This is a genomic window from Brachyspira alvinipulli ATCC 51933 (assembly GCF_000518245.1).
GTDB lineage: Bacteria > Spirochaetota > Brachyspiria > Brachyspirales > Brachyspiraceae > Brachyspira > Brachyspira alvinipulli.
Genome location: NZ_KI912402.1, coordinates 72,743 through 87,167 on the forward strand (window position 1 = coordinate 72,743; position 14,425 = coordinate 87,167).

The 14,425-nt window shown below is 25.3% G+C and carries 15 protein-coding genes; 9 read left to right on the plus strand and 6 right to left on the minus strand.

Annotation, left to right across the window (positions count from 1 at the left end):
- Positions 1-87 precede the first annotated feature (87 nt).
- Positions 88-1,086: a squalene/phytoene synthase family protein gene (locus T324_RS0105140; protein WP_028329252.1), complete on the minus strand. Its 999-nt coding sequence runs from the start codon at positions 1,084-1,086 to the stop codon at positions 88-90.
- 21 nt (positions 1,087-1,107) lie between these two features.
- Positions 1,108-1,581, minus strand: coding sequence for a 2-C-methyl-D-erythritol 2,4-cyclodiphosphate synthase (ispF, locus tag T324_RS0105145; RefSeq protein WP_028329253.1), 474 nt, complete (start codon positions 1,579-1,581; stop codon positions 1,108-1,110).
- Between the two features lie 225 nt (positions 1,582-1,806).
- On the opposite strand from ispF, the gene T324_RS0105150 reads away from it, so the two are divergent.
- Positions 1,807-2,985 (plus strand): cation:dicarboxylate symporter family transporter, encoded by a 1,179-nt coding sequence (locus T324_RS0105150; RefSeq protein ID WP_028329254.1) that lies wholly within the window; start codon positions 1,807-1,809, stop codon positions 2,983-2,985.
- Between the two features lie 89 nt (positions 2,986-3,074).
- Here the strand turns inward: T324_RS0105150 and T324_RS0105155 are convergent, their stop codons facing one another.
- Positions 3,075-3,611: a flavin reductase gene (locus tag T324_RS0105155; protein WP_028329255.1), complete on the minus strand. Its 537-nt coding sequence runs from the start codon at positions 3,609-3,611 to the stop codon at positions 3,075-3,077.
- Positions 3,612-3,785: 174 nt separating this feature from the next.
- On the opposite strand from T324_RS0105155, the gene T324_RS0105160 reads away from it, so the two are divergent.
- A complete protein-coding gene (locus tag T324_RS0105160; protein WP_028329256.1) occupies positions 3,786-5,243 on the plus strand; it encodes a B12-binding domain-containing radical SAM protein in 1,458 nt (485 codons plus the stop codon).
- Positions 5,244-5,302: 59 nt separating this feature from the next.
- Here the strand turns inward: T324_RS0105160 and T324_RS16820 are convergent, their stop codons facing one another.
- Both T324_RS16820 and T324_RS17705 read right to left on the minus strand, forming a co-directional pair.
- Entirely contained in the window at positions 5,303-6,529 is a 1,227-nt protein-coding gene (locus tag T324_RS16820) for a hypothetical protein (protein WP_051436795.1), read from the minus strand.
- Between the two features lie 67 nt (positions 6,530-6,596).
- Complete coding sequence (locus T324_RS17705) at positions 6,597-7,181, minus strand: hypothetical protein (protein ID WP_051436796.1); 585 nt, start codon at positions 7,179-7,181, stop codon at positions 6,597-6,599.
- Between the two features lie 369 nt (positions 7,182-7,550).
- On the opposite strand from T324_RS17705, the gene T324_RS0105170 reads away from it, so the two are divergent.
- The 3 genes from T324_RS0105170 (at position 7,551) to T324_RS0105180 (ending at position 10,320) form a co-directional block, all read left to right on the plus strand.
- Positions 7,551-8,108 carry a carboxymuconolactone decarboxylase family protein gene (locus tag T324_RS0105170; protein ID WP_028329257.1) on the plus strand — a complete coding sequence of 186 codons (558 nt, stop codon included), beginning with the start codon at positions 7,551-7,553 and terminating at the stop codon, positions 8,106-8,108.
- Between the two features lie 114 nt (positions 8,109-8,222).
- Positions 8,223-9,065, plus strand: a complete 843-nt coding sequence (locus tag T324_RS0105175; RefSeq protein WP_028329258.1) for a glycosyltransferase family 2 protein — start codon at positions 8,223-8,225, stop codon at positions 9,063-9,065.
- Positions 9,055-10,320: a hypothetical protein gene (locus tag T324_RS0105180; RefSeq protein WP_028329259.1), complete on the plus strand. Its 1,266-nt coding sequence runs from the start codon at positions 9,055-9,057 to the stop codon at positions 10,318-10,320. The genes T324_RS0105175 and T324_RS0105180 overlap by 11 nt, the downstream gene beginning before the upstream one ends.
- Positions 10,321-10,326: 6 nt before the next feature.
- On the opposite strand, the gene T324_RS0105185 is transcribed toward T324_RS0105180, so the two are convergent.
- A complete protein-coding gene (locus T324_RS0105185) occupies positions 10,327-10,908 on the minus strand; it encodes a nucleotidyltransferase domain-containing protein (RefSeq protein ID WP_028329260.1) in 582 nt (193 codons plus the stop codon).
- Between the two features lie 470 nt (positions 10,909-11,378).
- Between T324_RS0105185 and saoT the strand changes: the two genes are divergently transcribed.
- The 4 genes from saoT to saoX are packed head-to-tail and all read left to right on the plus strand — an operon-like array spanning position 11,379 to position 14,424.
- The gene (gene saoT / locus T324_RS0105190) at positions 11,379-11,642 is read left to right on the plus strand and encodes a thioredoxin-like (seleno)protein SaoT (RefSeq protein ID WP_028329261.1); all 264 of its coding nucleotides are present in this window, start codon (positions 11,379-11,381) and stop codon (positions 11,640-11,642) included.
- Between the two features lie 27 nt (positions 11,643-11,669).
- A complete protein-coding gene (saoE, locus tag T324_RS0105195; RefSeq protein ID WP_028329262.1) occupies positions 11,670-12,737 on the plus strand; it encodes an efflux transporter SaoE in 1,068 nt (355 codons plus the stop codon).
- Positions 12,738-12,768: 31 nt separating this feature from the next.
- Positions 12,769-13,218 (plus strand): Cys-Cys-COOH (seleno)protein SaoC, encoded by a 450-nt coding sequence (gene saoC / locus T324_RS0105200; RefSeq protein ID WP_028329263.1) that lies wholly within the window; start codon positions 12,769-12,771, stop codon positions 13,216-13,218.
- 36 nt (positions 13,219-13,254) lie between these two features.
- The gene (gene saoX, locus T324_RS0105205; RefSeq protein WP_028329264.1) at positions 13,255-14,424 is read left to right on the plus strand and encodes an ABC transporter substrate-binding subunit SaoX; all 1,170 of its coding nucleotides are present in this window, start codon (positions 13,255-13,257) and stop codon (positions 14,422-14,424) included.
- Position 14,425: the final 1 nt, after the last annotated feature.

Consider the following 14,425-nt stretch of genomic DNA (forward strand, 5'->3'; position numbering starts at 1 on the left):
CCAAAGTTTAGTTTACATAATTTTAATATATATTTACATTTATATCAATATAAAACTAGAATAATAGATTATAGGTAAATACTATTATTATTTATTTGCAGTTTCTGCCTCTTTTTGATTATTTTCTTTTGCAAATGCTTTTTCTAATAAATCTTCTAATTTTTTATTAGTATAAAAATCAGCTTTAGCTTTTGTAACTATTTCTAATGTATTTTTTCTAGGTATTTTTATAGGTTCTCCCATAAATATATTATAGTTATTTTTCATAAGTTTAATAGTTTCATATCCCATTAATACAGCAACTAAACAGAAATGTCTGTATCCAATAGCTTTTTTTTCTATTGTCATAATATATTCAATTGATGTTCTGAATTCATTCATTGCAGATTCAATCATCTGACCAAGTGCTTCCATAGATTTATCTATATATGCCCCGTCTTCAAAATATGGAGCAGGATTTTCATTATCAAATAATGTCAAAGGCCAAAATATTCTTTTTTCTTTATAATCTAGTTTGGCATCTTTTATTATATTTACTTTTTGCAAAAATCTTCCTAAACTTTTTGCTTTTTCCTTATCCAAATCCAAATTATCAGATATTTTTGTAAGTTCAGTTAAATAAACTCCGACAGTTCCGGCAACGTAATAACAATAATCATCTAAATCTTCGAATGTTGATATATTATGATCTTGATAATATATCATTCCATATCCCATTTCTCTTAAGTATGATATTGATATGTTTTTTATATCCTGTTTAAATGCAAAAAATGCCTTTAATACAACCTCTATATTATCTATTAATACTTTATCATCCTCATTTATAGTATGTTCTATAACTATTCTTTTAAAATTTTCAAGATTATCAGTATTTTCTGTTTTTAATATGTTTATAAAACCAGTTATTAAAGTTTCTTTATCTCCTATATTATGACTAGAATCTTCTATAGTATCAATTATCCTAGCAAGCAAGTATTGAACTTCAACTTTATTTTTTTTATTTTTATCAAGTAATGGTATAGTCAAAGCAAAACTTCTTGAAACAAGATCTAATAGATATTTTGTATTAATTTTTGTTGCAGCCATATTATTATTTCCTAAACACTTTTATTTTTTTATTAATAAAGACACACAATGAACAGCTATTCCTTCTTCTCTTCCTACAGCGTCCATTTTTTCATTTGTTTTAGCCTTTATTGATATATTTTCTATATTTGTTGATAGTACTTTTGATAGGTTTTCACGCATTAAATCTATATAATTTCTTAATTTAGGTTTTTCTAATATTATTGTAATATCTGTATTTCCAATTATATAATTTTTGTCTTTCATTATAGAAATAGTTTTTTCTAAAAGGACTATTGAAGAAATATCTTTATATTTATCATCATTGTCTGGGAAATGACTTCCTATATCGCCTAAGGCCAAAGCCCCAAGTATAGAATCTATTAAAGCATGAACAACAGCATCAGCATCAGAATGTCCTTTCAATCCAAATTTATGAGGAATTTCAATGCCTGCTAATATTAGTTTACGATTTTCTGCAAATACATGTGAATCGTAACCATAACCTATTCTCATTCGTTGGTTTCCTATTTTTATTTTATGCTTAAATTATACAAAAATAGATTAATTTGTCAAACTATTTTATATGTTTATTTATAGTATGTATAATATGTATGATTTAATAGTTTGTATTTATATCTTATACATTAAAATTATACAAATTATAATTTATATATTGAATACCATGTAAAAATTTATATAATACTATACATAGAAAATATAAAAAAATGGAGAAGACAAATGAAAAAAATTGGTCTTTTACCTAGAATTATAATAGGTATAATTTTAGGTATATTAGTAGGTATGTTTCTTCCTGGTCCTATAGTGAGGATTTTTGTAACTATAAGCAGTATCTTTAGCTTATTCTTAAATTTTATAATTCCTCTTATGATAGTTGCTTTTATAGGTTATGGTATTGCCAATTTGACAGAAGGTGCTACTAAATTAATAGGACTTACTGTAGCAATATCTTATGGTTCAACATTATTAGCAGGAAGTATAGCGTTTTTAGTAGCATCTAATCTTTTCCCAACTCTTTTAGGTGCTTCTGCTTTAAGCAGCGTAAAAATAGAATCAGGTTTAGAAAGTTATTTTACCATACCTCTAAAACCATTGTTTGATGTTACATCTGCTGTTGTATTTGCATTTATTTTAGGTATTGGTATAACAATGTTAAGACCAAAAAAACAAGGTGAAGAATTGTTTTCTATAGTAAGAGATGCAGAAGAAGTTATACAAGCAATATTAAAGAATATAATAATTCCAATACTTCCTTTACATATTTTAGGAACATTTGCAAATTTAGCTTATGCTGGAAGCATACAGCATATACTTATAATATTTGGTAAAGTATTTGCTGTTGTTATCACTCTTCATATACTTTATATTACTGCATTATTTATAATATCAGGTGCTATAGCAAAGAAATCTCCTTTAATGCTTATTAGAAATCAGATTCCTCCATACTTTACTGCTGTAGGTACTCAGAGTAGTGCGGCAACTATACCTGTAAGTTTGATAGCTGCTGAGAAAAATGGAGTATCTGAACAAATAAGAAAATTTGTAATACCTCTTTGTGCTACTATACACTTGGCTGGTTCTATGATAACATTAACTTGCTGTTCTACAGCTGTTATATTGATTTTAGGACAAAATCCTACTTATAGTTCAATACTTCCTTTCATACTTATGTTAGGTATTGCTATGGTTGCTGCTCCTGGTGCTCCTGGCGGTGCTGTAATGAGTGCTTTGCCTTTCTTCTATATGATTGGAATAACAGGAGAAGAATTACAAGGTTTGATGATAGCATTATATTTAACTCAGGACTCATTCGGTACAGCTGCTAATGTATCAGGCGACAATGCTATAGCTGTATTTGTTGATTGGTTCTATCAAACAAAATTAAAAAAAGAAGCTTAAAAATTGACTTTCATTTAATAAAATGATAAAAGAGACAGCATAATATATTAAAATGCTGTCTCTGTTTTTTATATAATAATTATATAAAACTATTCTATTATATAACTGTCCACTATTTCAGCATAATAAGCTATATGGCAATCTTTGTTTGCTCCATAAAAAGTGCTTTCTACATTTTGAGGATAAAAAGTGTTCTTTATATTTTCAGGAAGTTCATTGTAGTCCTGTACCTTTTTATAAAGAATTTTGCATTCAAGAGTTAAAGGAAGCTCTTTAATTCCAGGAACTGAAATCATATTAGGTTCTTCTAATGTCAAATTAAGTTCTTTTATTTTATCAATATTATGACCGGATTTCATTCCGCATACTTTTATTATATTTCTGTCTATTTTATTAATTGGAATATTTACTGTAAATTCAGGATTTTTATCCAACATACTTCTAGTGTATCTATTTTCTCTTACAAAAATTACAAATACATTTCTATTCCATTCTACACCAAATGTTCCCCATGAAATTGACATAGGATTGATCTTGTTATCACATTTTGCTGTTATAAGAATACCTTTATTTAATTCTTTTAAAATATGGTTTATATATTCTAAAATATCTATTTTCTTTTTCATTCAATTATCCTCCTTTAATATAAAAAAATTGTACCAAAAATAAGTTAATTTGTCAAAGTAAATGTTTATATTTTGTTTTAAAAAATTAGCTTATTTACATTTTTACTAATTAAAGTATAATTTATCAAATAAACATAATAATTTTTAATATTGGACATAAAGGTAAATTAATATATGAATAAGATAAATAAAATATATATAGGATATCCTCCGTTTGAAAGTGACAGAGGAGTTGCTCTATTATCTCAAAACAGACAATTTCAATGGTTCAAGAGTCCTACATATATTTATCCAGTTGTTCCTGCAACTGCTGCCACTATGATAAAAAATGCTGGGTATGATGTTGATTTTGTTGATGCTATTGCTAGAAATATGACTACGCAAAAATGGTATGAATATTTAAATGAGAAAACTCCAGATTTATTATTCTTTGAAGTAAAAACTCCTGTTATATATAAGGCTTGGAAAATAGTTGATGATTTAAAAGAAAAATATCCAAATATGATTGTTGTTATTGCTGGAGATCATGTTACTGCTATGTCTGAAGAGACTATGAATAATTGTAAAGTTGATTATTTACTTACAGGCGGTGATTATGATTTTCTTCTTTTTAATTTAATAGAATATTTAAATGGCAAAGCACAATTAGAAAAAGGTATATACTATAGAGAATCAAATACTATAAAAAATACAGGATTCTTTGAATTAAGACATGATTTAAAAAGCCTTCCGTTTATAGACAGAGATTTAACTCAATGGCAAAGATACGCTTATGATAATGGTAATTTCAAACGCATACCAGGAACTTATATAATGGCAGGAAGAGACTGCTGGCATCATAGATGTACTTTCTGTTCTTGGACTGGCATATATACAAACTTCCGTGCTAGAACTGCTGAAAATGTTGTTGATGAGGTAGACTTTCTTTATAATAAATACAATATAAGAGAGATAATGGACGATACCGGATGTTTTCCAGTAAAGAAATGGCTTAATGATTTCTGTAATTATATGATAGATAAGAAGCTTAATAAAAAAGTTAATATAGACTGTAATATGCGTTTCGGTGCTTGTAATGAAGATGAATACAGACTTATGAAAAAAGCAGGATTCAGATTTTTATTATTCGGTTTAGAGTCTGCAAGTCAAAATACATTGGACAGACTCATAAAAGGAAATAAAGTTGAAGAGATACTTCCTTCTTGTAAAGCCGCTTCTGATGCTGGGTTATCTCCTCATATCACAGTAATGCTTGGTTATCCTTGGGAAACTGAAGAAGATATTGAAAAAACTTATGAGCTTACTAAAAAACTTCTTCTAAAAGGTTATGCTAAAACTATGCAGGCTACAATAATAATTCCTTATCCTGGTACAGAATTATTTAATCAATGTAAAAGAGAAAATTGGCTTACTACAGAAAATTGGGAAGATTATGATATGCGTAAAGCTATAATGAAAACTGATGTAGGCGAAGAAAAAATAAAATGTTGGATACAAAAACTTTATAATCTTAGCTTTACTCCTCAGTTTCTAATGCATAAAGTATTATCAATAAGAGATTTAGACGACATAAAATATTATTTGAGGGCTTTTAAAAAAGTATCAAAAGGGCATTTAAAAGATTTTGAATAATTAATAAAGATAAATTGTTAGTACTTTTTTGATATAAGCACTAACAATTTATAAAAACTTTATTTCATATTAGCTTTTTTATTCATTATAATAAAGTATACTATATTAAAAATAATAATTAGAAACAATAAACTTATTACTGCTATATGTGAATAAAGAGAAATATCATTAGCTATGTATAACATTTTTGGAAGTTTCCAATCTACTTTTTTAAATGATGCAAACTTATCTAAATCTTCTTTTTGTTCTATAGAAAATCCTGTAAATTGTTTATAATTATTATCAAAAAATATCAAACTATTTGGATGAGTAAAATTATAATAATTGTTTGATATTTTGTATATAGATCCTTCGTCTTTTTCTTTAAAAGTGTCAAGTACGTAACCATATATAGGTTCGTATGGAAATCGGGAAGAATATAAATTGAAAGAATCTTTATTTATAAATTGTTCTAATAGTTTTTGCCTTGAATTATTATCTTGTTCATTAAATGATAATATAGTGTTTACTTTATAACTGTTATTGCTCCCTAAATTATTTATTTTATTCCAAGTCTCTACACCTATTTCTACATTTATATCATTGAATCCTGATTCATTAGCAAATGTATCAGCATGTTTATATAAAAAGAAAATAATATTATATATATTCAATAATAATAGTAATAATATGGCAGATTTTTTATTACCAAATAGCTTATATTTATTAAGTAAATAAGAAAAAAAGATTATAAAAGGTATTATTAACACAGACCCCATTCTTAAATTTAAATTTACATTTTTTAGTATTGGAAATAAAGATAAATATAGCCATATTGCAAAAAGTATTATTTTAAACTTATCAATTTTTTTTAAGTTATGAAGATATTCCTTAATATATTTTTTATTAACTATACATATTATTATAATTATAGGAATCATCATGAAAGGAAATGATAAATCATTTTCATGTATACCGCTATATCTAATATTAAAAAATACATTTAAAGAAAATAATTTCTCAAAAAATGCGACTATTGATAAAATGAAATCATGGTAAATTACTTCAAATATTTTATAAAAAGGTTCATTATCAACCATTGATTTTCCTCTATCTATTTTAGAAGCTAATATAAACGTTGGTATTAATTTAGATAAACTTAGAATAAAAGATATTGATACAGATAATATTACAGAAATACATTTTTTCAAAAAATCTAAATCTAATTTAAAACAAATAGCAGCAATTCCAAGAAGTACAAAACATGTATAGAAAAAGATTGTTTGAATAGCTCCGCCAAATATCATAGAAGAAAAAATTAAAGAACCAAATAATATTCTTATAAGAAAACTAAATTTTAATTTAGATATTGTGTTAGAAAAAAAATATAAAAACTATTAATGCTGTAAGCGGATGATATATAAATGCCCAGTGTCCTGCTCTAAGATGGTATATATAATATCCTGTACATGAAAAAAATACAGCACCTGTTAAAGAACTTATAAAATTAAAATTAAAGTCTTTTATAAGAAAAATATATATGCATGTAAATCCAATTATAGAAAATATAAAAGTTAATAAATTATAGCTATACCAAAATGGAATGATTAAAGTAAGGAAATATAAAGGAGAATATTGAATATATTGAGGATTTGCATAACTAAGAAGTCCTCCTCCGGATAATGGTGAAGCCCATTCAATATCAAGTCCGTTATTTTGATAGTATAAAAACATACTTACAATCTTTGGTTCTATTAAACCATAGTCATGCCCTATATATGGATAATTACTATTTAAAAGTAATATTTGCGATATAGATGTAATAAAGCAAAATATAATCAAAATCAATTTTTCTTTTTTCTTGTCTAAAATTATAATAAAAGTTTCTTTATTGGATTTAATAATATATACAAATGAAACTGTAAATACTATTGTAAGCAAATAAAATAACACCATCATAATATTTTCCTGTTTTATTTTTCTTTAATTTTTTTAAGATATTATTGTGTTTCTTGAACTATTTATAAAGGAAAGTTGTATTTATAATTTTATAATGTTTTTGATTCTATTATAAAAACATTGTTTTATATCTAATTTTATATATATGAAGTATCATAAATATTTTCTGAAACATAATTTTTAATTTATTATTCATAGAGCACTATAAATTTAAAAATACTATATTAATTCAATAAAAAAATCAATATTTTTTATTGATTATAGTATTTATATTATAATTAATTCATGTTATACTAAATATGATATTATTTATACATTATAAATAAATATTGGTTTTTAATTTAAATAACAAAATATGGAGTAATTATTATGGCTAGAGTAAAATTTATGGAATATGAAGAAGCTCAAGGAAAAGTAAAAGAGGCTTTCGATTATCAAATTAAAAAAAGCGGCAGTGTTACAAACATGAAAAAAGCATTATTAAATGACTATGCTACTTATGAAGCATTTATGGGTTGGTATGTTTCATTTAATAGATTGGTAGAAGTCGTTGGTAAAAGAGCTGCTATGATATTAGCACATTCTGTTTCTACTACTAACGGATGTATGCTTTGTTCTTTATTCTTCATCAGAGATTTAAAAGCCATAGGAGATGATCCTAAAAATCTTAAACTTGATGAAAAAGAACAATTATTATCACAATTAGGTATGCAAATGGTTAAAGACCCTAACGGTGTAACTGATGAACTTATGAATAATCTTAAAAAACATTTCAATGATTCTGAAATAGTTACTATAGTTGGTTTTGCTGCCCAGATGATGGCTACTAACAATTTCAATGCAGTATTAAAAATAGATTTAGATGAATCTTTAGTACCTATACAAGGCGAGTTTGAAAAAGAAACTTGGAGAGCAAAAAATAATTAATTTATTATTTAGTAATAATAAAACTATAAAAAATAACAAGGGAATAAAAGTCCCTTGTTATTTTTTGTAATAAATATATTATTTATAGATTAAATAAAAAATTTGGTAGAATAAATGGTAAGCATAATAATCACAACGAAAAATTCTGAAGATTTTATAGCAAATTGTATTAATGCTGCAAAAAATTCTAATTATAAAGATATAGAAATAATATTGGTTGATAATAATTCGGAGGATAGAACTTTAGAAATAGCAAAAGAATTAGGGGCAAAAACTTTTACTAAAGGTCCTGAACGTTCTGCCCAAAGAAATTATGGTTCTGAAATGTCAAGCGGCGATATAATAGGTTTTTTAGATGTTGATATGACTTTATCAGAAAATGTTATAACTGAATGTTTGGAAATTTTTGATAAGAATAAAAATGTGCAGGCTATTTATATACCTGAAAAAATTTATGGAAATAGTTTTTTTAATAGGGTAAGGAGTTTTGAAAGGTCATTTTATGATGCAACTGTAATAGATGCTGTAAGATTTTTTAGAAGAGATGCTTTTATCAAAATAGGAGGCTTTGATCTAAATTTAAATGGTACAGAAGATTGGGATATAGACAGACGCATAAAACAAATAGGAGAAGTTGACATAATAAAATCACCTCTTTATCATCATGAAAACCATACACTTAAACAATATATAATAAAAAAAAGTTATTATGCCTCAAACTTTGACAACTATTTTAAAAAATGGGGACATGATGAAACAACTAAAAAACAATTTGGTATGTTTTATAGATATATTGGAGTTTATATAGAAAAAGGTAAATGGAAGAAATTGTTTATGCATCCTATTTACTCAGTTTCAATGTATTTTTTAAGATTTTTAATTGGTGTTGTTTACATACTTTCTAAATTTAATATTTCAAAAAAAGAAAATGTATATAAGGGTAAGAATGATAAATAGTAATAAACAACTATTAATAATAATTTCAATATTGGCAATTATAATAGGAATTTTTATAAGATTTTATATATATAATAAAACTATAGTTGGAAATCCGCCTAGATTGGATGAACAATATCAATTTTATCAGACAGAGAAGCATTTTAATGAAAAGAAATTTCCAATAGAAGGGGCATTTTTGAATACTCCTAATACTTATGATAGTGAAGATAATGCAAGAATTCCTGGAGGATATTTTTATTTGTCGTATATGTTTAAATATTTTATAGGAGGAAAAACCTATGAAGGTGCAAGGCTTGTAAATCTAATAATTTCGTTATTGGTAAGTATTATATTTTTTGTTTGGATTTATAAAAGATTTGGGCTTATAACATTAAGTATTATGCTTTTAATAATGTCAGTAAATGTATATTTTTTAAGTGTAGGAAATGATGTATATAATCCTCATAATCCTTTTATACTTTCTTTTATATTCCTACCTGTTCTTTATGAATATTTATATAATGAAAAGAAATTTCTTTATGGGGTTTTACTATTTCCTATATTAGCATTATCTGCTCAATGCCATTTTTCTAACTTCTTTTCAATAATTCCTTCTTTAATAGTATTTTTTATAATTAGATGGAAAAAGGATACTAAGAAAAATATAATACCTTTATCTATTGGAGTATTTATATCATTTTTGACTTATTTGCCTTATTTGATATATCAATTTCAAAATAACTTTGAAGGGCTTTCAAAAATATTGGGTAGAAAATCAGAAATAGACGCTGTTAATATAATACAGCCTCCTCAAATATATTCCATACTTCTTTTCACTACAAATGAATCAGGCGGTAAATATGTTAATGGATTAAAAGATATAATTAATTCTTATTTTGGAAGCAATCCTTTATACGCTTTTAGTTTTATATTTTATATATTATCATTTGTATTTGCTTTATTGGTATTAATTTATACCTATAAACATTTTTTTACTAAGAAAATGATAACAGAAGATACTAAAGAAACAGATGCATTAAGAGATCTATTATTTTTCTATATTGTATATATTCTTTCTACAATAGTATTTTATATGCTTGGAGGAATAGCCGGAGGCGGAAGACCTCATTATTTTTATTCTTCATTTACATTAGGATTTGTGCCTTTTATATATTTTATAGAAAATATAAAATATACAAAACCTAAATATATTAATTATATTTTCTTATATACTTTTTTAAATATGATTGCAATTATTATTTATAAAATATAAATAAAATTAAAACTCTATTATATCATTAAACGATTGTTTATTTTTCCATTTAATAAATTCATCAAATGTTTTAACATTGTCTTTTAATACAGCCTTATAATATTCTATGCCCATTATTTTTATATCATCTGGTGTTTCGTATTTTAATTTTAAAATAATATTTCTTTTTTCTTCTGTAAGCATATTTATTATATTATCAGCAACTTTTTCAAAATATCCATCATAATGAGAACCTTCAAGTATATTAATAATATCTATTTGCCAAATATTATTATCATTATATTTGTAATATAAATGCCATTCTATGCAATGTTCATTCGTGTCCATTAGATTTTTGTATATAACATTTTGTATTTTTTTGTTATTTGATATTTTTGATATTGCATTAAAACTTTCTAGTATATCTAATTTAGAAGAATATACATGAAAATCAATATCTTTATTTTTCATAAGAAGCCCCATTTTAAGAGAGCCTACAAGATTGATTCTGTAGTTTATTTCTTTAAATATATTTTCTATATTAAGTTCTTTTATGATTTCAAAGGCTATTTTGCTATTATAATTTGAAAGTTCTAATATATTTTTCATAATAAAAATATTATATTGCAAATTTTTCTATGTCAATATTATTAAATAAATAAAAAAATATATTTCAATTAATAATATTATTAAGCATTTTATAAAAATACTGTATTAAATGTTTAATTTATATATTTTAGGATTAATTTTATTATATAATTAATAGATAGCTTACAATATATAAAAAATAATTATAAAAAAGTAATTAATGTACTTTACTTTATTTTTTCTTAATATATAATATAGTATATAGGGTGATGATATGTTTTTAATTAATAATTTTAAATTAATCATTTTCTTAAATCAGGATGCCTTTCCCGAGATTTATTCTTTATAATATACCGTGTGTATATTCGATTTTACTTCTAAATAAATAATAATCATAACTTATTAAAATTGAACTAATTAATAGTTTTTAAGTTATATATTAATTCTATTTTAATTGAATTAACTTGTATCAATTTTTAAAGGATTTTTATATGTCTAAAGTATTAGTGGAATTTATAAATACATGTCCAACTTGTGATGGATATTCTTCATATTTAAATGAATTGCAAAAAGAATATGATGATAAAATAGAAGTAAAATTGTATTATGCGGGAAAAGATTTTGATTATTTAGAGAAATATGGAATGATAGACAGAGGTACATTAATTATTAATGGAAAAGATAGATATGATGTTTTAAGTAAAAAATTAATAGAACAGGAAATAAAGAAAGCTATAGAAGCTCAAAATTGTTAATAGGAATAATAGGAGGGAAAATTATATATGTTAATGCGTTTTTTATATGTATTTTGGGACTTTCTCCTTATAAGTTCTGAATGGATTATTATTAGTTTGCTATTATCCGGTATAATACATGCATTTGTTCGTCCTCAAGTGCTGCAAAAGTCTATAGGAAATAAAAAAATATCTTCTTTGATAAAAACAACAATATCAGGAGCAATTCTTCCTATATGCAGCTGCGGAGTTTTGCCTTTAGCATTAAGTTTATATAGAACTGGTGCTTATTTAGGTCCTACTCTTTCATTTTTGGTAGCTACTCCTATAATAAATCCTGCAGCAATAATAGTATCATTTGCTATGTTAGGTAAAGAAATAACTTTTATATATATATTATGTGGAATATTACTTCCTATAATTATAGGAATATTAGGAAATATTTTTGGAGGAAATGAATTAATATCTCCAGAAGTTTTGAAATTGCAAAGTATGAATATTAAAATTCCAGAAAATACTTATGTAGATAAAACACCTTGGTACAAAAAATTCTATAATGGTATTTTATGGGGGTTTAATAATCTTGGAATAGAAATAAGCAGATTTATTTTAATAGGTACTTTATTCGGAGCTGTTTTGATAACAGTTATACCTCAGGCATTTGTAATGCAGTATTTAAGCAATCCTAAATTAGTATCAATAATAGGTATAACTGCAGTAGGCTGTATAATGTATGTATGTGCTTTAGGTCATATTCCATTTATTGCGGCATTGATATCTGCCGGAGCTTCACCTGGTGTAGCAATTACATTTTTAATAACAGGTGTTGCAACAAATATATCTGAATTAATTAGCATGTATAAGCTCATAGGTAAGAGAACTTTAATCATATATCTTGTTTCTATGCTTTTTTTTGGTATCTTGATAGGTTATATTACAAATATTTTATTAACGGATCATTTTACGCCCATCTTTGATTTATCAAATTCCCAAAGGCAAATAGAAATAGCCAATAACATTAATATTACTTTCCCCAGTTGGTTTAAAAATTTATGTGCAATTATAGTATTATTTATGGGCTTATATTCATGGTTTATGATTTTAATAAAAAAATAAAGATATTAGTAAATAGGGAAAAACAATTTCAATGTTGAAAGTATTATATGCTGTGTGCGTTTTTATACTAATATCTTGCAGTAACAATAAAGAGGATATTTCAAATGTAGATGGAATAAAAAATAATGAACTTTATGAAGCCTATATTGAAAAATATTCGGATAAAGAATTACTAATATTTTTGGAGGGAGATTTCAGTGGCGATAATATAGATGATTTAATAATAATTTATAGAGAATCAGCTTATTCAAATAAATTGGTAGGCATATACAAAGATTCAAATGGACGTATATTAATTACTGCTCCAATACCTGCACCTATAGAAAATTACACAATAAGATTTTATAACATAGATGAGAAGGTACCGAATGAAATTTTGGTATCAGGACAAAAGGGTGCTAATATAGGATTTGCTGTTTATAGGCTTGAGAATGGTCAATTAATAAGTTTATTTGAAAATGGAATGGAGAAATGTTGTTAAAATAAAATATATTAATTAATTTTAAGGAGAACAATAATGAAAAAAAATATTATTATATTTTTAATGATATTATTTGCTGTTTCTTGCAGCGGTGGGGATTCATCTAAAAACAAATCGGATGTTATATCAGAAGATGTACAAGCTATTGTTGCAGATTATAATTTAGAGGAATTAAGTGCTGAGGATAAAAAATATAAAATTAATTTAGGTTATTATAATTGTGATCACATGACAGCAGCTTGTGTAGGAGAAGATACAGGAATATATAAAGCATTGGGTTTAAATGTTACAGTTACCGGTAACGGTAATGTTCCAGAAGCTATGAGTGCAGGACAAATGGATATGGCTTATGCTGGCTTTACTACTACATTGAATGCTGTAAAAAATAAAGTTCCTCTATTTATAGCAGCAGAAAATCATACAGGCGGTGCTGAGTATTTTGTTGTTTCTAAAGATATTGAAAAACCGGAAGATTTACTTAATAAAAAAATATCTATGGGAGCTAATCCGGAAACAGAAAATTTGAATTGGGCAGAATGGTCTGAACAGTTAAATATACCTAGAGATATTACTAATTATGAAAACTTTTCTATGAGTGATTCTGATGCTTATTTTGCATTTAAATTGGGACAATTAGATGGTTACGGTGCATGTGATCCTTGGGGTTCTATGGCTGAATATGAAGATACAGGAAAAGTATTAAAAAGACAAAATACTGATAGAGAAGCAGACGGACATGGTACTTGCTGTAAAGTTTGTATGAACTATAATTTTGCTAAAGCTCATCCAAAATTGGCAGAACGTATACTTCTTGCTCATGCTATGTCTATAGAATATATGTATCTTCATCCGTATAAAGCAGCTCAAATATTTGCTGAAAATTATAATGTACCTTTGGAAGTTGGACTTATGACTTTATGGAAAAAACTTAATGAAGAGGGCAGAACTATCACTTGGAAATTAAATAGAGATTATGTTCATAATCAAATGAAAACTATGAAAAGATTAGGTGTTAGAGATGATATTAATTCTCTTGATATAGATGAGTATATAGATTTATCATACTTTGATAATTGCGGTGCTAAAGATTTTGACACATTCATCAAAGAAGAAGTAGATCCTATATTCCCTCTTGGTATGAGTTATGAAGAATGGAGAGCTAAAGCTGTAGAAGTTGATAATATTAAAGAAGAACCTAAAGTTTGAT